The 20,836-nt window shown below is 78.8% G+C and carries 3 protein-coding genes; all 3 read left to right on the top strand.

Annotation, left to right across the window (positions count from 1 at the left end; all coding sequences use genetic code 11):
* Positions 1 to 81: 81 nt before the first annotated feature.
* Genes GL259_RS34505 through GL259_RS34495 form a run of 3 tightly spaced genes read left to right on the top strand, consistent with a single transcriptional unit; the run spans position 82 to position 20,836 of the window.
* Positions 82 to 13,749 (top strand): non-ribosomal peptide synthetase, encoded by a 13,668-nt coding sequence (locus GL259_RS34505; RefSeq protein ID WP_159537309.1) that lies wholly within the window; start codon positions 82 to 84, stop codon positions 13,747 to 13,749.
* Positions 13,746 to 17,840 (top strand): beta-ketoacyl synthase N-terminal-like domain-containing protein, encoded by a 4,095-nt coding sequence (locus GL259_RS34500; RefSeq protein ID WP_159537307.1) that lies wholly within the window; start codon positions 13,746 to 13,748, stop codon positions 17,838 to 17,840. Before GL259_RS34505 ends, GL259_RS34500 begins: the two co-directional genes overlap by 4 nt.
* Complete coding sequence (locus tag GL259_RS34495; RefSeq protein ID WP_159537305.1) at positions 17,834 to 20,836, top strand: beta-ketoacyl synthase N-terminal-like domain-containing protein; 3,003 nt, start codon at positions 17,834 to 17,836, stop codon at positions 20,834 to 20,836. Before GL259_RS34500 ends, GL259_RS34495 begins: the two co-directional genes overlap by 7 nt.

The raw sequence follows: 20,836 nt of genomic DNA, 5'->3' as shown, positions 1-20,836 counted from the left end.
GGCCGGCGTCAGACGGGCTGCCCATAGTGGCGGACGGGAGATCGGCGACCGTTCGGTCGGACCACACGAGCAGGAGGTCGGATGGAGGCCACCACGAGCGGCGACGTTCCGTGTACCAGCCGGACCACGACGCTGTGCCTGCCGAGACTGTCGGAGGACGCCTCCGGGGCACGTCTGCTGCGGACCTACCGGGAGCCGGGCGAGCGCTTCCGCGCCGGTGAGCCCCTCTACGAGTGCGAGACCGACAAGGTCACCGTGGACGTCGACGCCCCCGTGGACGGCGAGCTGGAGAGCTGGCTGGTCTCCGAGGGCGCCGCCGTCGAGGCGGACGCGCCGGTGGCCCGGATCCGCGTCACGGCGGTGGCCGACGAGGGGACGGGCGGAGCCGACGGGCCGGACGGGACGGGCGGGGCGCAAGAGGACGGCGCGGACCGGGCGGACGGGACGGGAACGGCCGGCTCGGAGCGGGCGGAGGAGACCGGATCGGACCGGACGGAAGGGACCGGCCCGGACCGGACGGGCCGGGAGGTCCGGACGGACGGGGTGGCCGGGTCGGGGGCGGCCCCGGACGGCGTGCGCGGGCCCGGCGGGACGGCCGGCCCCGACGCCGCCGGCCGCACCGGGGACACCGGCGGTACCGGCGCCACGGGTGGCACCGGCGGCGCCCCCTCCGGCGCCGGCCGCGTCGGCACCGCCGGCGTCACCGAGCCGGCCCTCCCCCCGGCGGACGCACGGCCCGTCCGGGTGTCTCCGCTGGCCCGCAAGCACGCCCGGCTGCGCGGGCTGTCCGTGGCGGACCTCGCCTCGATACCCCGGCGCGGCTCGATGCTCACCCCCGCCGACATCGACCGTCATCTGGACGGCGCCGGGAGCGGGCGGGAGCCCGCCGGGCGGTCGTCCGAGGACCCGCCCGACTACGACGACGTACCGCTCACCGAGGCCCAGCAGCGGCTCAACCGGGCGCTGGACCGGGCGCGGGAGGAGGTGACGGCGTCGTCCGTCAGCCTGTCCCTCGACGCCGCGGCGCTGCGCCGGGCCGCCGCCCGGCTGCGCGTGGAGTCCGGTGCGGGATTCGTCAGCGACTTCCAGGCCCTGGTGCGGCTGGCCGCGCTGGCCGCGCGCGACCACGCCCGGCTCAGGGCGCGCCGGATCGGAGCCGACGGCCTGCGGGTCTTCCGCCGGACCACCGTCGGGGTCGCCGTCGCCACGGCCGAGGCCGACCTGGTCGTCGCGGGCCTGCCGGGCGCGGGCGAGGGCACCTTCGGGGAGTTCTCCGCGCGCTGGGCGGACGCCCTGGAGTCCGCCCTGGCCGGCCGTTCCACGGTCGACGGGACCGCCACGCTGCTGGTCTCCTCGCTGGACGAGGAGGGGGCGCTGGACGCGGCACCCGTGGTGGTGCCGCCCGCCGTGGCCACGCTGTTCCTCGGTGCCGCCGCTCCGGGACCGGACGGGTCCCGGCTGCTGACGCTCGCCTACGACCACGGCGTCCTGAACGGCCGCGAGGCCACCCGGTATCTCGCGGACGTCCGCCGACAGGTGGAACGCCTGGCCGGCGCCGGCCCGGACACCGGCGCCCCCGCCACCGCCGGCGTGGAACCCGCCGGGCCGCCGCCCGCCGGCACCGCGTCGGACCGGGCGTTCCCTCCCCCCGCCCCGGGGCCGGCCCCGGCCCACGGCGTGACACTGACCCGGCTGACGGAGCTCGTACGGGAGGTCACCGGGTGTCCGGTGGACGCGGACCGGCCGTTCGCCGAGCAGGGGCTGACCTCGTCCGGCGCCGTGCGGCTGGCGTCGGCCGTCGGCGAGCGGTGGGGGGTCCGGTTGCCGGCCACCGCCGTGTGGCACCACCCGACCCCGCGCGCCCTCGCGGCGGCCGTGGACGCGCGTTCCGCCGCACCGGCCGGTGTGCCCACCGAGCAGCACGCCGGGGCGGCGGCAGCCGTCGTCCCGGACGCACCCGCGGCCACGCCCGCCGGCCCCGTGCCCGACGGCGTCGCACCGCCGCCGCCCGGTGACCGGGCCGTGATCGTCGGGATGGCGTGCGCGTTCCCCGGTGCCGAGGGGCCGGAGGCGTTCTGGCGGTTGCTGGAGGGCGGAGGGTGCGCGGTGCGGGAGGTGCCGGCGGGCCGTCTGGCGGACTTCGTCCCGGACGCGGGCGGCGCGGACGGGCCCCCGCCCCGGGCCGGGCTGCTCGACGCGCCGGGCGACTTCGACGCCGCCTTCTTCGGGATCCCGCCGCGCCAGGCCCGCTCGATGGACCCGCAGCAGCGGCTGCTGCTCGAACTGAGCCATCACGCCCTGGAGGACGCCGGGCTGGTGCCCGGCCGGCTGGCCGGCACCCGGACAGGGGTCTTCGTCGGAACCTCCAGCTACGACTTCCGGGAGCGCACGGTCCGGGAGGGGCGCCCGGACGGCTACGCGACCCTCGGCACCTTCCCGGCCTTCCTCGCCAACCGGATCTCGTACCACTACGACCTGACCGGGCCCAGCATCACCGTCGACACCGCCTGCTCGGCCTCCCTGACCGCGCTGGTCCTGGCCGTGTCGGCGATCGAGCGCGGAGAGTGCGAGACCGCCCTGGTGGGCGGGGTGAACCTGCTGGGCAGCGGGTTCAACCAGGCCGCCTTCCAGCGGGCGGGCATGCTGTCGTCCACGGGTCTGAGCAGGGCCTTCGACGCGGCGGCCGACGGGTACGTGCGCGGCGAGGGCGCGGGCTGGCTGGTGCTGCGGTCCCTGCGCCGGGCCGAGGCCGAGGGCGATCCGCTGCTGGCGGTGGTGCGCGGCGCGTCCGCCAACCACGGCGGGCGGGCGGCCGGCCCCACCGCGCCCAGTCCGCGCGCACAGACCCGGCTCATCCGCGACGCCCTCGCCCGGGCCGGCCTGCGCGGCCACGACCTGGGGTACGTCGAGGCCCACGGCACCGGCACCCCGCTCGGCGACCCCGTCGAACTGGAGGCGCTCCGCGCGGCACTGGAGGCCGACGGCGTGCCGTCGCGGGCGGCGGGCCCCGGGGGCCGGGTGGCGGTGGGCTCCGTGAAGGCCAACATCGGGCACCTGGAGGGCGCGGCCGGTCTCGCGGGGGTCGTGAAGACGGTGCTGGCGATGCGGCACGCGCAGGTGCCGCCCATGCCGCACTTCACGCGGCTCAACCCCGCGATCGACCTGTCCGGCAGCGTGCTGCGGGTCGCGGACCGGGCGCTGCCCTGGCCGGCCGGTGACGCGCCCCGGCGGGCGGCGGTCAGTTCCTTCGGCATCGGGGGGTCCAACGCCCACGTCGTGCTGGAGCAGGTCGAGGTGCCCGCCGCCGCGGACGGTCCCGGCCCGTACGTCCTGCCGCTGTCGGTGGCCACGCCCGACGCCCTGCCCGTGCTGGCCCGCCGGCTGGCCGGCCGGCTGGCGGACGGGAGCGAGCGGGGCGGCCGGCCGTCCCTCGCCGCCTGGGCCCGGACCCTGCAGACGGGGCGCGCCGCGCTGCCGGTGCGCGCCGCGCTGACCGTGCGTGACACGGAGGAAGCGCGGGAGGCCCTGCTCGCGCTGGCCGAGGGCCGGCCGCACCCCGCGGTCACCGGCCCGGCGGTCGCGCCGGACGGCGTCGGCGCCCGGGAGGCCGCGGCGAACGGCTCTCCCGTGCGACGATGGCTGGACGGCGAGGCGGTGGACTGGACGGCGGCCTGGAACGGTCCGGACCGGCCCAGGCGGGTCTCCCTGCCGGGGCACCCCTTCGACCGCCGTCCGCTGCCCCCGCCGTGGGCGGACGGGCCCGCGGCCGCCGCGGCGGGGGACCGGCCCCCCGGCCCCTCCCGGGAGCCCGGGCCCCGGGCCCCGGAACCGGAGGCCGCACCGGAATCCTCACCGCCCCCTTCCCCTTCCGTGTGCCTCGCCCCGCGGTGGGTGCCCGAGCCCCTGCCGGACACCGGCCGGCACGGCCCGGCGGCCGCGGCGGGCGTCGTCCTGGTGCACGACGCCTCGACGGAGGCACCGGCCCGTTCCTGGGCCCGCCGGTGGCCGTCACAGGCAGGGGCGGCCGCCTCGACGCCGGTGCTCGTGGCCTACGGCGGCGGGCTGCCGGACGGACTGCCCGAGGGACCCGTCCGCGTCCTGCTCCTCGTGGGCGGGGCGGACTGGACGGCGGACGCGGACGGTCACCGGGAGGTGCGCCGCTGGCTGCGGACGCTCGTACGGCTCGCGCGGGCGCTGGACACGCGCGGGTACCCGGCGGCGGTCACCCTCGTCACGACGGGGCTGGCGGTGCCCGGCGGCCGGCCCTCCCCCGGCGCGGCGCTCCAGGGCACGCTGCTGGGCGCGTTGCGGTCGCTGCCGCACGAGTCCGGCCTGCTGACCGCCGCGGCCGTCGACCTGCCGGGCTTTCCGGCCGACGCCCCGACCGAGGTGACGGGGGCGGCCGAGGCGGCCGCCGAGCCGTGCGGCACCTGGGTGCCGCTCGTGTCCCACGGCCACGGCCGGCGGCTGGTGGAACGCCTGACGCCGGTCGCGAAGGCGGCGGACCCGGGCGGTGAGCGCGGTCCGTGGCCCGCCGCGGCGCCCGCGCTGATCGTCTTCGGCGGCGCGGGCGGGGTGGGCGGGACCGTCGCCGTCGACCTCGCCGCGCGCCGGCGGGCCCGGCTGCTCCTGGTGGGCCGCTCGGCGCCCGACGAGCGGGTGGCCGCGGTGCTGCGCGGCGTGCGGGACGCGGGAGGCGACGCGGAGTACCTGGTGGGTGACGTCCGCGACGAGGCCGACGTCTCCGCCGCCTTCGCCCGGTGCGTGCGGCTCCACGGCCGCGTCGACGGCGTCCTGCACACGGCCGGCGCGGCGGAGAACGCCCTGCTGCACGACATCGGCGAGGACGCGCTCGGCCCTCTCCTGGACGTCAAGGTGGACGCGGTCGCCACCTTGCACCGGGTCCGCTCGCGCCACCCGGGAACGCCTCTGGTGCTCTTCTCGTCGTTCCTGGCCACCTTCGGCAGCCAGGGCGGTCTCGGGTACGCCGCGGCCAACGCCTGCCTCGACCGGGTGGCGGCCGCCCTGGACGGCCCGGACACCCCGACCCGCGCGGTGGGCTGGGGACTGTGGCGGGACACGGGGATGGCCCGCGACCACGGCGGACGGATCCTCGCCGCCTTCCCCGGCCTGCGCCCCCTCGACACCGACGAGGCGACCCGCGTCCTCGAACGCTGTCTCGCCGGCCCCCACCCGCACGTGGTGGTTCCGGGCGGCCGGCCGCGGGCGCTGGAGGCTTTCCTGACGACACCCGGACCGCACCCGGACGACGGCCCCGCCGGGGATCCGGCCGGGCCCCCGGCGGCACACACGACCGAACGACCTGCCCGACGCCCGGAGGCGGACACGGTGGAGGAACCCGCACGTCAGCGGCCGGAAGAACTGGAGGAGCGCATACGGTCGGTGGTGCGCGCCGTGCTCGGCGCCGGCCGTCCCCTGCCACCGGCGCTGCCGTGGCGGGAACTCGGCGTGGACTCCCTGCTGCACGTGGAGCTGACCTCCCGGCTGGGCGAGGTCTTCGGCCCGCTGCCGGGCACCACTCTCCACGAACACGGCACGATCGAGGACCTCGCCCGGCACCTGGCCGGACGCGCCGGCGTGCGGGACGCACCGGCCGCCCCCGAGGGCGCCCCGGCCACCGCCCCGGAGGCACGCCCGCGCCCCGCACACTCCCCCGTCGCGGCCCGTGGGGCGCCCCCGCGCGCCACCGGCGCGGCGGACGCCGCCGAGGACGCCGACGCGCCCCTGGTGCCGGCGGGCCGGCCCCCCGCGCGGCCCGGGCCCGCGGCGCCCGGGCACCCGCCGGCTCCCCACCGCCGCACACCGCGGCCGTCCGTCCCCGCCGGAGCCGGCCGCACGCAGCCGCCGGTGGCGGTGATCGGTCTGGCCGGGCGGTACCCGGGCGCTCCCGACCCGGACAGCCTGTGGCGGCTGCTGTCGGAGGGGCGAAGCCCGGTGCGGGAGGTACCCGAGGACCGCTGGGACTGGCGGGTGGCCCACGTCCTCGACCCCGGCACCACCCGCTGGGGCTGCTTCCTGGAGGACTGGGACCGGTTCGACGCCGAGTCGTTCCGCATCCCGCCCCGGGACGCCGCCGTACTGGACCCGCAGGAGCGGCAGTTCCTGGAGACGGCCTGGGAGACCTTCGAGTCGGCCGGGTACGCGCCGTCCGCGCTGTCCGCACCGGGGAGCCCGCACCGGGTGGGGGTCTACGTGGGCGTCACCTCCCCCGGCAACCTCCTCGCGCAGCGCGACGCCCGGCTGACCGGCGCGGACAACGCCGAGTACGGCATCACCGCCTTCTCCTCCGTCGCCAACCGGGTGTCGTACGCCCTGGGCCTGACCGGGCCGAGCCTCGCGGTCGACACCATGTGCTCCGCCTCCCTGACCGCCGTGCACCTGGCGTGTCAGGCGCTCGCCACCGGGGACGCCGACCTGGCCCTCGCCGGGGGCGTCCACCTGCTGCTGCACCCGGACCGGTTCGGCGCGCTGGGCGCGGTCGGCATGACGTCGAAGGGCCCTCGGACGCGGGCCTTCGGCGCCGGCGGGGACGGCTTCGTCCCCGGCGAGGGCGCCGGCGCGGTCCTCCTCAAGCCGCTGGAGCGGGCGGAGGCGGACGGCGACACGGTGTACGCGGTGATCACCGGCAGCTCCGTCAACCACGGCGGACGGGGCAGCGGCTACACGGTGCCGAACCCGGTCGCGCAGTCCGACCTGGTCCTGCGCGCGCTGGAACGTGCCGGGACCGCGCCGCACACCGTCGGGTACGTGGAGGCGCACGGCACCGGCACCGAGCTGGGTGACCCGATCGAACTGCGCGCCCTGACACGGGCGTTCACGACGGACGAACGGGTGCGGCCGCACTCGGTGCGGATCGGCTCGGTCAAGGCGAACATCGGGCACGGCGAGGCCGTCGCGGGCGTGGCCGGGCTGACCAAGGCGATCCTGCAGCTGCGCCACCGCCGTCTGGTGCCGAGCCCGCACGCCCGGCCCGAGAACCCGCTGCTGGAGCTGGCCGGAAGCCCCTTCCGGGTGCAGCACACGGCCGAGGCGTGGCAGGCGGCCGCCGACGAGGAGGACGGGCCCGTTACCCGGCGCGCCGCGGTCAGCTCCTTCGGGGCCGGCGGTGCCAACGCGCACGTCGTCCTGGAGGAGTACCGGGCCGCGCCGGACCGGGAGGACACCGACCGTCCGTGCGTGGTGCCCCTGGCCGCGCCGGACACCGCCCGGCTCGCTGAGTCCGCGCGCCGGCTGGCGGCCGCGCTGTCGGCGCCCGCCGAGACGCTCACCGGGCCGGCCGCGCTGCGGGACATCGCCGCGACACTGGCCCACGGCCGCGCGGACGGGCCGTGCCGGGCGGCCGTGGTGTGCGCCGACCGCGGCACGCTCGTGGAAGCGCTCGAGGCGCTGGCGGCGGGCGCCGGACATCCCGCCCTGGTCACCGAGGGCACGGACGGGGAACCGCCGGCGGGGGTCACCGCCCACGAGGCGGCGGAGGCCTGGCGGCCGGCCCGGCGGTGGGTGCGGTCGGGGGCGTCGGCGCGGCCCGCGCCGTCCGGCCCCTACCGCAGGGTGGCGCTGCCCGCGACCCCGTTCGGCGGCGGGCGCCACCGGGTGCCCCGCCCGGCGACCGGTGCGGTGGAGGCGGCTCTGCTGCCGCTGCGCCGGGGGCGCGCGCTGCCGCTGGTGGCGCCCGGCGGACCGGTCGGGGACCGGGTGCCGGTCGCCCTGCCCGCCGGACATCCGTGGGTGACGGACCACGTGGTGGACGGCAGCCCGCTGCTGCCCGGCGCGCTGGCCGTGGAGGCCGTCCTGGAGGCACTGCTGGCCCTGGGCACCAACCCCTACGGGTCGGCCCTGGAGGACGTCACCTTCCTGACGCCGTGGGCCGGGCGGATCACCGAGGCCGAGGTGGTGCTCGGACCGGCCGGCGGTGACGGCACGCCGGACGGCGCGCCCGGCACCGGGGGACGCCGCCCCTTCACCGTCCGGGCCGGGGAGACCGAGCTGGTGCGCGGCGGCGTCGCGGCCGCCGCGCCGCCGCGCCCGCTCGACGGGCTGACCCGGTACGCGCCGGACCGGCTGGCCGCCGCACTGGCGCCGGACGGTGCCGAGGGCGGCGCGGACGACCTGTACGCGGTGCTGGAGGCGCACGGCTTCTCCTACGGGGCGGGCTACCGCGCGGTGCGCACGGCGGTCCGCTCGGGCGGGGAGGTCGTGGCGGCACTCGCCTCCGACGGCCCCGCGGCGCCCGCCGGGCGGCCGGCGCTGCACCCCGCGGTGCTCGACGGGGCGTTCCAGGCGGCCGGCTACGGGGCGATGGCGGAGGCCGGGCTCCGGCCCGTCGCGCGGTTCCGGCCGTTCTCCGTGGACCGCGTCGTGGTGCACCGCCCCGCCGTCGGCCCGGTGTACGCGCACGTACGGCCGGTGCGGCTGGACGACGCGCGCGGCGTCCACGTCTTCGACCTGAGCCTCGTCGACGAGGCGGGCGTCCCGGTGGCCGACGTCGACGGGTTCCTGCTGCGCTCCGAGCCCCTGACGCGGCGGCCCGCGACCGTGGCGCCCGCGCCCGGGGCCGGCCGGGACACCGGCGCGTACGCGCTGGAGTGGCGACCGGCCGGGGAGAACCCCGGGCCGGAGCCCGCGGACCTGCTGGTGATCGGCGGTGACGGTCCGCTGTGCCGGGCCCTGCGCGCCGGGGCCGGCGTGTCGCTGCCGTGGGAGGCGCTGCCGCCCGGGGAGCCCGAGGCGGCGCGGGAGCGTCTGGAGCGGGCGCTGGAGGGCCTGGCCCCGGACGCGGGCGTGCTGCTCGTCCTGGACGGGCTCCCCGCCGGCGACGGGTTCCCGGCGGGTGAGCCGGACGCGGCCCTCGACGCCTACGAGCGGTTCGCCGCGCGGACCGTCCAGCCGGTGTTCGCCGCACTGCGCGCCCTGGTGTGCGCCCGCCGGCTCGCCTCCGCGCAGGTACGGATCGTGGCCTGCTGCCCGCCGGCCGGTGCCGAGGCGGTCCAGCACGCCCTGTACGGGCTGGTGCGCACGGTGGCGGGCGAGACGGGCCGCTTCGGCGCCGGCCTGGTCACGGTCGACCGGGCGTGGTGCGCGGCGGCGCCGGACGAGGCGGCTGCCGCGGTGCGGGGCGAACTGGGCCGGACCGGCGCCCCGTCGTGGACCCGGCCGGCCGCCGACGGCCGCGTCGACCGCGCCGAACCGGTGGAGGTGCCGCGCGCCGCCTCCTCCCTCCCCCTGCGTCCCGACGGCTGCTACCTGGTCGTCGGCGGCACCGGCGGTCTGGGGCGCGCCGTCGCCCGGTCCGTGCTGCGCCGGGAACCGGGGGCCCGGGTCGTCGTCGCGGGCCGGCGCACCCGGCCGCCCGGTGAAGCGGAGACGGGGCGGGTGACGTACCTGCCGTGCGACGTGACCGATCCGGAGGCCGTGGCCGGGCTCGCCGGTGAGCTGGACCGCCGGGGCCTGCGGGTCGCCGGGGTGGTGTTCGCCGCGGGCGTGCTGCGGGACGGCTTCCTGCGGACGAAGACGCCCGCCGCGGTGGACGACGTGGTCCGGGTCAAGGCGCTCGGCGCCGTGCTGCTGGACGCGGCGCTGGTGCGGCATCCGCTGGACTTCTTCGCCCTGGCGTCGTCCGTCGCCGTGCACGTGGGCAACCAGGGCCAGTCCGACTACGCGTTCGCCAACGGCTTCCTGGACGGCTTCGCCGAGGACCGCGCCCGGCTGGCCGCCGCGGGACTGCGTCCCGGGCGGACGCTGTCCGTCGGCTGGCCGGTCCTGGAGGGCGGCGGCATGCGCCCCTCCGAGTCGGTCCTCGCCTTCCTGCGCGAGACGTACGGCCTCGCCCCGCTGCCGGTGACCGAGGCGGCCGAGGAACTGTGGCGGCTCCTGGCCTGCGCTCCGCCCGCCGGCGGTCCGGCCCGCGTCGTCGTGGCCCACGGAGACCTCGGCCGCTGGGCGGGGGCCACCGGCGCCCGCCCGGCACGGGGCGACGGACGGGACCGCACGGCGCAGACCGGGGCGGAACCGGTACGGGAGACGCGGGCGGAGCCGGAGACGGAGCCGGCCGGCGCGCACGCGGCGGCCGTACGGTGGCTGACCGCCGAGGTGTCGGCCGTCACCGGGCTGGCCGAGGCCGCGCTGGCCCCGGACACCCCGCTGGACTCCCACGGGGTGGACTCGATCGCCCTGATGCGGCTGGCGCGGCGGCTGGAGGGCTCGCTCGGCAGGCTCCCGCGCAGCACGCTCCACGACCACGACACCATCGCCGACCTGGCCCGGGCCCTGGCGGTCACGCACGGCTCGGCACTGGCCTCGGCCTCCCGGGCCGCGTCCGGCGGGGCGCCGCCCCCGCGGCCCGCCGCCGTGCCGGCCGGACCCGCGTCCTCCCCGGACACCGGTGCCTGGCCGCTGACCGAACGACTCGTGCCGCTGTGGACGGCCGAGCAGGTCGCCGCGCCGCGGGCCCCCTACAACCTCTCCGTGGCCTGGCGGCTGCCCGCCGGGCAGGACCGGCACGCCGTCGGCGCGGCCGTCACCCGCCTGGTCGCGCTCCACCCGGTCCTGGGCCGGGCCGTCGGGCCGCACTCCGGCACGCTCCGCCTCCTGACGCCGGCCGCGGACCGCACGGCGTCCGGACTCCTCGACGTGCGCGGGACGGCCGCCGGGCGGCTCCACGACGCGCTCGTCGAGGAGTCCGCGCGGCGGCTGCCGCTCGACTCCGGGCCGGCGCTGCGGGCGGTGCTGTGGGACGACGGCACGGGCCGGGACGTGCTGCAGGTGACGGTCCATCACCTGGTGGCGGACGGCCGGTCGGTGGAGCTCCTCGGCGAGGACCTCGGCGCCCTGTGCCGGGACCCGGAGCACCGGCGCGCGCCGGGCGGGTCCTTCGGCGCTTTCCTCGCGCAGGAGGAAGAGGGGGCCGGGGCCGCCCGGGCGCAGGAGGTGCGGGCCTGGTCCGACCGGCTGCGCGACGCGCCGCCCGCGCCCCGCTTCCCCGGCGGCGCGCCCGGTGCCGGGGACTGGGCGGCCGGGCACGCCGAGTACCGGATGCCGGGGCCGCTGCGCGACCGGCTGCGCGCGCTGGCCGACCGCGCCGGGGTGAGTGCCTTCACCGTTCACCTCGCGGCGTACGCCCTCGCCGTGTGCGCGGTCACCGGCAGCGGCTCCCTGCTGGTGGCGGTGCCGACGTACGGCCGTCCGGACCGGGAGTACGACCGGACCGTCGGGAACTTCGTGAACTCCGTACCGGTGCGGGTGCGTCCGGTGCCGGAGCTGCCGCTGCGGCGCTGGCTGGCCGAGGTGCAGGAGGAGGTCCGCTCGGCCCTCGCGCTCGCCGCGGTGCCCTACCCGTCGGTGGCGGAGCTGTGCCGCGGGCAGGGCGGTGAGGCGGCGGTGCCGACGCTGACCTTCGCCTACCAGAACTGGCCCCGGCCGGCGGACGCGCCGCGGCCTCCCGGCGAGCGGGTGTTCATCCGGGGGCAGGGCGGCCACTGGGACCTCGGGCTCGAACTGACCGACACGCCCGACGGGGTGGAAGTCCTCGCCAACCACCGCCTGACCGCGCTGACCGACGGTGAGCTCGACTCCTTCGTCGACACGTGGTTCACGCTGGCGGGCGCGCTCGGCGCGGATCCGGACGCCCCCACCGGGGACCTGCTCGGCGCGGACGCGCTGACGCTGCACGGCCGGTTCCGGCGGGTGGCGGCCCGGCGGCCGCAGGCGGAGGCGGTGCGCGACGCCACCGGGTCCCTCAGCTACGCCGAGGTCGACCGGCGTTCGGCCGCGGTGGCGCGGGCGGTGCGCGACGCCGGGGCGCGGCCCGGGGATCCGGTCGCCGTCCTGGTCCGCCGGGGGGTCCACCTGCCGGTGGCGCTGCTCGGCGTGCTCCGGGCCGGCTGCCCGTACGTGCCGCTGGACGCCTCGTACCCGCCGGAGCGGCTGCGGTCGGTCCTGCGCGACGCCGGCTGCGCCGTGGCGGTGACCGAACGGTCCGCGGCCCGGGCGGCGGAGGGCGGGGCGGGCCCGCTGGACGGCGGCGGGCCGCTGCGGACCGTCCTGCTCGACGACCTTCCCGCCGCGCCGCCGGACGAGGACCGGTCCGGGACCGGCGCCCCGGACCCGGACGGCGGCCCGGACCCGCTCGCCTACCTGATGTTCACCTCGGGCAGCACCGGGCGGCCCAAGGGGGTCGCCGTGGGGCACCGCAACGTCCTGCACACCCTGGACGCCTTCCGGGACCTGCTCGGCTGGTCCGGCCGCGACCGGCTGATGGCCGTGACGACGGCGGGCTTCGACATCTCGGTCCTGGAGCTGTTCCTGCCGCTGGTGACCGGCGCCACCGTGGTGGTGGCCGACCGCGAGGCGGTACGGGACCCCGCGCGGCTGGGGCGGCTGCTGGACGAGGAGGACATCACCGTCCTCCAGGCCACGCCCAGCGGCTGGCGGCTGCTGCTGGACAGCGGCTGGCGGGGACGGCCCGGGCTGACCGCCCTGTGCGGCGGGGAACCGCTGCCGCCGTCACTGGCCGGGGACCTCGCGGCCCGCGTCGGCGCCCTGTGGAACGTGTACGGCCCCACCGAGGCCACGATCTGGTCGACGGCGGCCCGGCTGACCGCCGGGGCACCGGTGGTGCTGGGCGAGCCGGTCGGCGCCACCGAGCTGCTGCTGGTCTCCCGGGACGCCGACGGCGCGCCGTCGGCCACGCCGGACGGCGGGACCGGCGAGCTGTACATCGGCGGCCCGGGCGTCGCCGCGGGCTACTGGCGCCGCCCGGGGACGACGGCCGAGCGGTTCACCGGGCATCCGCTGCTGCCCGGCCGCGCGGGGCGCTGGTTCCGCACGGGCGACCTGGTACGGCGTGCCCCCGACGGGGGGCTGTGCTTCGTGGGCCGCGCCGACGGCCAGGTGAAGATCCGCGGTCACCGGCTGGAACTGGGGGAGGTCGAGGCGGTCCTCGCCGACGATCCCCGGGTCGGGCAGGCGGTGGCGGTGACCGTCGGCGAGGGGCCGGCCACCCGGCTCGCGGCGGTGGTCACGCCCGCCGCCGGCGCGGCGGTCCCGTCCGCCGAGGAGCTGCGTGCCTCGGCGGCTCGGCGGCTGCCCGAGTGGATGGTGCCCGGGACGATCCTCGTGCGGGACGCCCTCCCGGTGACGCCCAACGGCAAGACCGACCGTGCGGCCCTCGCCCGGCTGGCGGCGGGCGGCGGCCCGACGGCACCGCTCCGGGACGGCGTCCCCGGCGCGCCGCCCGTGGACGGTGTCCCCGGCGCGCCGCCCGCGGTGAGCGGGACGGGAGGGCCGTACGGGACCGGCGTGCCGTCGGAGCCGGGTCCGGACGGGGTGCCCCCGGTGCCGCGCGAGGACGAGTTGTCCCGGCGGCTGGCCGAGGAGTGGGGGCGGCTGCTCGGCGTGGACCGGGTGCCGCCGGACCGGGAGTTCTTCTCCCTGGGCGGCAACTCGGTGCTGATCGGCAGCCTGTTCGCCCGGCTGTCCGAAGGGTTCCCGGACGCTCGCCTGGAGCTGGCGGACCTGTTCGCGCACCCCACGCTGGCCGACCAGGTACGGCTGCTCACCGGCCGTCTCGCCGCCGGCCCGCCCGGGCGGGAGCACGCCGGGGAGTCAGCTCCGCCGCCCGCGGGGGACGGGGCGCACTCCGCCGACGACCGGAACGGACCTCCCTCGGCGCAGCAGCTGCGGCGGGAACGCCGGCGCAGCGCGCGCCGCACAGCCACGAAAGCGGGATGACGATGACCCTCGCACCTTCCGCACAGCAGCCGACGACGGCCGCGGACGACCCGACGGCGGTCGCGGTGGTCGGGGTGTCCTGCCGGTTCGGGCCGGTGTCCACGCCGGACGCCTACTGGGATCTGCTGGTGCGCGGCGACACCGCGATCCGCCGGTTCGGCCGGGACGAGCTCCTGGCCCTCGGCCACCGCACCGCGGACGTGGACGCGCCCGGCTTCGTCGCGGCGGGCTGCCCGCTCGTCGACGCCGACCGGTTCGACGCGGCCCTGTTCGGGTTCAACCCCCGGCAGGCCGCGTGGCTCGACCCCCAGCAACGCCTCCTGCTGGAGCTCGCGTGGGCCGCCCTGGAGGACGCCTGCCTCGCGCCCGACCGGGCCCCCGGCCGCACCGCCGTGTTCGCCTCCTCCGCCCGGCCCACCCTGCCCCCCGTGGGCATCACCGGGCTGGACGCGGAGGGCATGGCCCGGTTCTCCTCCGCCGACCGCGACTTCACCGCCACCCGCGTCGCCCACCGGCTGGGCCTGTCGGGCCCCGCGCTGGCCGTGCAGACGGCCTGCTCCAGCGCGCTGGTCGCCGTCCACCTGGCGGTGGAGAGCCTGTTGGGCGAGGAGTGCGACACCGCCGTCGTGGGCGCCGCGTCGCTGCACCTGCCGCAGGCCGGTTATCCCGCGCACCCGGAGATGATCCTCTCCCCCACGGGTGTGTGCCGCCCCTTCGACGAACGGGCCGACGGCACCGTGTTCGGCAACGGCGGCGGCGCGGTGGTGCTGCGCCGCCTGGCCGACGCGCTGCGGGACGGCGACCCGGTGCGGGCCGTCGTGCGCGGATCGGCCGTCAACAACGACGGCTCCGCCCGGCAGGACTACCAGGCGCCCTCCCCCGAGGGGCAGGCCGAGGTCCTGCGGGAGGCCGTGGCCGTGGGCGGCGTGCCGCCGTCGGGCGTGGGCTACGTCGAGGCGCACGGCACCGGCACCCCCCTGGGCGATCCGGTGGAGTTCTCCGCCGTGCGCCGGGTGTACGGGGAGGGGGCCGAGGCGTGCGCCCTGGGGTCGGCCAAGGCCGCGGTGGGCCACCTCAACACGGCGGCGGGGCTGGCCGGCCTGGTGAAGGCTGTCCTGGCGCTGGAGCACGGGCTGGTGCCGCCGCAGCACGGTTTCGCACGGCCCAACCCCCTGCTGGGGCTCGCGGACAGCCGGTTCTTCGTGCCGTCCGCCCCGGTCGCCTGGCCGGTCGCCCAGGGTCCCCGGCGGGCGGCGGTGAGCTCGTTCGGCATCGGCGGCACCAACGCGCACGTCGTCCTGGAGCAGGCGCCCCGGCCCGCCGCCCCCGTCGCCGACGGGCGGCGCCACCCGGTGCCGCTCGCGCTGTCGGCCCGTACCGGGGAGGCGCTGCGGGAGTCGGCGCTGCGGCTCGCCGACCACCTGGACGGCCCCGGCCGGTCCCTGCCCCTGCCCGAGGTCGCCAGGACGCTGCGGGAGGGGCGGGGCCGCCTGCCCGAACGCATGGCCGTGGTGGCCCGGGACACGGCGGAGGCGGCCCGTCTGCTGCGGGACCGCGCGGCGGGGCGGCCCGCCGGCCCCGCCGACGACGCGGACCCGGCGCCGTGGCGGGCCGCCGAGGCGTGGGAGACGGACCCGGACGCCGGCTTCCCCGTGCCGCCCGCCGGAACGCGGCACGGCACGTCCGCGGTGGCCCCGAGGGTGCGGCTGCCGGGCTACCCGTTCGACCGGAGCCGCAGCTGGCCGCTGGCCGCCCCGGAGCGGCCGGCCGGGGAGGACACGGAAGCGGGCGGATTCCGCGGCATGGTCGACCGCAACACCTCCACCCTCGACGGTGTCCGCTTCGAACGCGACGTGACGCCCGACGAGCCCCTCGTCCGCGACCATGTCGTGGCGGGCCGCCCCCTGGTGCCCGCCGCGGCCTTCATGGAGCTGCTGCGTGCCGCCGCGGCGCGGGCCACCGGCGTGGAGCCCGGCGCGCTGGAGGACGTCACCTTCCAGGAGCCCGCCGAGGCGGACCGGCCCCTCGTCCTGCACGCGGACGTCGCGCGCCGCGACGGCGCGGTGGACGTCACCGTCACCTCCACCGCGCCCGGCACCGGCGCGGTCCGCCGGCACGTGACCGCCCGCGTGCCCGCGTCCGCCGGCGCGGCGGGCGGCGGGGAGCCGCCGTCGGCGCCCGCCCCCGAGGAGATCCGCGCGCGATGTACCGGCGACGTCGCCCCGGACGACCTCTACGCGTCCTTCGAGCGGCACTCGGTGCGCTACGGGCCCGCCTACCGGGTGCTCGTCGGACTCGCCCACGGGGAGCGGGACGTCCTCGCCCGGCTGGACGGCGGGCCGCAGGCGCGGCCGTCGCCGGTCGCCCTGCTGGACGGCGCGCTGCAGGCGGTGATGGGATTCCTCGCGCGGGGCGGCGCGGCGCACGAGCGATACCTGCCGTTCGCGGTCGACCGCCTGGAGCTGTGCGGGCCCCTGCCGCCGGGCGGCTTCGTCCACGTACGGCCCCACCCGCTGGCGGGCGGCGGGACACGGGTGCGCAAGTTCGACGTCACGGTGCTCACCGCGGACGGCACCGTGCGGACGCGGCTGACCGGGCTCTCCCTGCGGCCGACGGCACCGGCGGACGCCGAGCAGCGCGGGGCCGGACCGGGCGGGGCCGCCGGGGGCGCGGCGCCGGCGGGGAGTGCCGCGGTCCCGGGACGGGACCCGGAGACCGCCGGCCGGGATTCCGGAGCCGCCGTGCGCCGTCCCGAGGTGCACGTCCTCACCCCCGTCCACCTGCCCCTGCCCGCTCCCCCCGGGGCCGGCCCGGTGACGGGCGGCCGCCCGGCGGTGATCGGCGGTGGCGCGGCCGACCGCGCGGCGCTGGCCGGACTGTGGGGGCCGCTCGTCGACGTACCGGGGTTCGAGGGCGAGGCCCCCCAGGAGGCCGCGCGCCGGATCGCCGGGCAGGTCCTGGGCGCGGCGGACCGCACCGGCGAGCGGCCGGTGCTGCTGTGGCTGGGGGCGCACGCGCCGTCGTCCGGCGCCGGGGACGGTCCCGGTGCGGTCGGCGTCGGGGCCGTCGCGGTGGACTGGGCGGAACGGGCGGTGGCGCTGCTGCGCGCCCTGCTGCGGCCGCTGGCCCGCACGGGCGCCGTGATCCGCGTGCCCTACCTCGCGTCCGACCCCGCGTGGGCGGCGGTCGGCTCCGGTCTCGCGGCGCTGGGTCGCTCGCTCACCCGGGAGAACCCCCGGTTCGACCTGTGCGCGGTGGGGCTCCCCGCGCCGTTCGACGAGCCGGGCACCGCGGCGCTGCTGGCGCGGGAGCTCGAGCCGTCACCGGTCTCCCGGCACGTGCTGGTCGGGGCGGACGGCCGTCGCCGTGCGCCCGGCCACCGGTTGGCGTTCCCCGCCCCCGACGCCCGCCCGGCCTTCCGTACCCGCGGCAGGTACTGGATCCACGGGTTCGGCGGGCTGGCGGCCCGGCTCGCGGAGCACCTGCTGACCGTCCACCGGGCCGAGCTGGTCGTCACCGGCCGGCGGGCACGGGGCGTGGACGATCCCGAGTGGAACGCGCTGCGCGAGCTGGCGCGGCGCACCGGCGGCTCGGTCGAGCACCGGGTCGCGGACGGCACCGACGCGGGGGCCCTGGCGGCCGTCGTGGCGGACCTGACCGCGCACGGGCGTGCTCCGCAGGGGGTGTTCCACTGCGCCGGGGTGCAGCGTGACGGCTTCCTGCTGAACCGTGCCCCGGACACGGTGGCGGACGTCGTCGCCCCCAAGGTGCTGGGCGCCGCCGCGCTGGACGCCGCGACCGGCGGACTCGACCTGGACTTCTTCGTGGTCTTCTCGTCGCTGTCCGCGGCCCTGGGCAGTGAGGGCCAGGCGGACTACGCGTACGCCAACGCCGTCGCCGACCGCTTCGCCACCGAGCGGGCCGCGGCCGTGCGCGCCGGGCGGCGCACCGGCCGCACCCTCTCGGTGGGCTGGCCCTACTGGGCCGACGGGGGGATGCGGCTGCCGGGCGATCCGGCCGCCGTCCTGGGCCCCTGGGCGCCGTTCCCCTGCCGACCGCGGCCGGCCTGGACGCGCTGGAGACGTTGCTGACGACTCCGGACGGGCCGGTGTGCCCGCTGGTGCTGTACGGGGAGCGCGCCCGGCTGGCGGCCACCCTGCTGCCGGCCCTGTCGGCCACGGACCCGGCCGCCGGGACGTCCGAGGCCGTGGACGCAGCGGCGGCGGATGACGCCGGTACGGCCGCGGGCCCGGTATCGCGGGCGGCGGGTGACGCCGGTCCGGCCACCGGACCGCAGCCGTCCGTCGCCGACGGCACCGGGACGGACGGCCAGGGCGAGCAGGGCGGGCAGGAGGCGCGGGACGCGGCGCTGGTCGGTTTCGTCCGGGACGTACTGGCCGACGTGACCGGGCACGAGGTGGAGCGCGTGGGGCCCGACACGCTCTTCGACGACCTCGGCATCGACTCGCTGCTGGCGATCCGTACGGTGGACCGCCTCTCCGAACGCTTCGGCCGGCTGCCCCGCACCCTGCTCTTCGAGTGCCGTACCCCGGCGGAGCTGGCCGCCCACCTGCGTGAGCGGGTCCCGGCCGGGGAACCCGAGCCGCCCGCCCCGGCCGCCGCACCGCCGTCCGCTCCCCCGCCGCCTCCCGCGCCGCACGCCGGCGGGGCCGGGGCGGCACCGGAACAGGCACCGGCGCCCGGTCCGGCACCGGATCCGGCCGACGACCGGGCCGTCGCCGTCATCGGCTTCGCCGGACGGTTCCCGCAGGCCGACGACCTGGACACGTTCTGGCGCAACCTCCTCGAGGGCCGCGACTGCGTCACGGAGATCCCGCCCGACCGGTGGCCGCTGGAGGGCTTCTACCGGCCCGGCCGGGACCGGCCGAACACCTCCTACGCCAAATGGGGCGGCTTCCTCGACGGCATCGACCGTTTCGACGCGCCCCTGTTCAACATCTCGGCCCGGGAGGCCGGCACGATCGACCCGCAGGCCCGGCTGTTCCTGGAGAGCTGCTGGGCCGCGATCGAGGACGCCGGGTACACCCCGGCGGACCTCGCGCCGGAAGGTGATCCGCGCCGGCCCAGGGACGTCGGTGTGTACGTCGGCGCGATGTACAGCGAGTACCAGCTGCACGAGGCCGAGGAACGGCTGCTGGGCAACCCCGTGCACGCCAACAGCGCCTTCTGGTGCATCGCCAACCGGGCGTCGTACTTCTTCGGCTTCGAGGGCCCCAGCATCGCCCTGGACACGGCCTGTTCGTCCGGTCTCAGCTCGATCCACCTGGCGTGCGAGGCGCTGCGCGCGGGCACCTGCGCGGTGGCCGTCGCCGGCGCGGTCAACGTGTCGGTGCACCCGAACAAGTACCTGATGCTGAGCCAGGGACGCTTCCTGTCCAGCGACGGCAGGTGCCGCAGCTTCCGCGCCGGGGGTGACGGCTACGTGCCCGGGGAGGGAGTCGCGGCCGCCGTCCTCAAGCCGCTGCGGGCCGCGCTGCGGGACGGCGACCAGATCCACGCGGTGATCCGGGGCAGCGCGGTCAACCACGGCGGCCGGACCAACGGCTACACGGTGCCCAGCCCGAGGGCGCAGGCCAACCTGATCGGGAAGGCTCTGGCGGACGCGGGGCTGACCGCGCACGACCTCCACTACGTCGAGGCGCACGGCACGGGCACCTCCCTCGGCGACCCGATCGAGCTGCGCGGGCTGACGGAGGCGTTCAAGCGGGACGGCCGCACAGACCCCGGCGCGTGCCCGATCGGCTCGGTCAAGTCGAACATCGGGCACCTGGAGTCGGCGGCCGGCATGGCGGCGTTCGCGAAGGTGCTGCTGCAGCTGCGCCACCGCACCCTGGTGGCGTCCCTGCACGCCGATCCGCCCAATCCGGAGATCGACTTCGAGGCCACGCCGTTCACCGTCCAGCGGCGCGCCGAGCCCTGGCGGCCCGTCGGCCCGGACGGCGCCCCGGCCGTGCTGCGGGCGGGCATCAGTTCGTTCGGCGCGGGCGGCGCCAACGCGCACGTCGTGGTGGAGGAGGGCCCGTCCGGGCCCGCGGCGCCCCCGGACGACGGACGGCCGCTGACGCTGTTCCTGTCCGCGCGCACCCCGGCCGCGCTGGAGCGCGGCGCGGGGCGGCTGCACCGGTACCTGCGGGACGCCTGGGCGGCCGGGACCGGTCCGGCTCCGGCGGACGTGGCGTTCACCCTGGCCGTGGGCCGCGTCCGGCTGGCGCACCGCGTGGCGGTGCGCGGCAGCACCCGCGAGGAGCTGCTGGACGGGCTGTCCCGCGTCGCGTCCGGCGCCTCGGCCGACGGCGGTCCCGAGGCGCCGGTGGGGGCGTGGCCGGCCGGTGAGCGGCCCGACCTGCGCGCCGCCTGCGGCGCCGGGGACCGGGGACGGCGGGTGTCCCTGCCGCACTACCCCTTCGAACCGATCCGCTGCTGGTACGACAACCAGCTCGACCGGCCCGCCACGACCGGCGGCGGCTCCCCTGCCGGCTCCGGTGCGGGCGAGGCACGCCGTGCGGTGCGGGGGCACCTGCGGGACTTCGGCCTGCCGCCCCGGCCCGCCCCGGAGCGGGACGTGCCGCAGGCCGCGGACCCGCCCGCGCCCGGAGCCGCGGCCGGTACGGCCGAGGTGCCGACGCCGGCCCCCGCCGGCACGGACGCCGGGACCGGGGGACCACCGACGCCGTCCGACGCCCCGGGCAGGCGCCCGCTGGACGTGGACCACGTGCGCTCGACCCTCCTGGAGGTGCTGGGGCAGGTGCTGTACGAGGACGCGGCGGCGATCGGCGCGGACCGGCCCTTCGAGGAGATGGGTCTGGACTCGCTGCTGTCCGAGGAGCTGGTCGTGGCCGCGCGCGACCGGCTGGGCGTCGCGCTCGAGGCGCGGGCCCTGTTCGAGTACCCGACGGTGGACCGGCTCGCCCGCCACCTGTGCGAGAGCGGGGCCGGACGGCCGCCGGCCGCACCCCCGCCGCCGGACCCCGGCGACCCGGACGCCGTACTCACCGCGCTGGAGAACGGGGTGATCGGGCTGGAGGAGGCGGCCGCCCTGCTGGAGGGCTCGGGGGGACGCCGATGA

Origin of the sequence: Streptomyces sp. Tu 3180, assembly GCF_009852415.1 — a bacterium.
GTDB lineage: Bacteria > Actinomycetota > Actinomycetes > Streptomycetales > Streptomycetaceae > Streptomyces.
The sequence above is the reverse complement of the archived record's forward strand: the minus strand, read 5'-3'. Positions and strand labels throughout refer to the sequence as shown.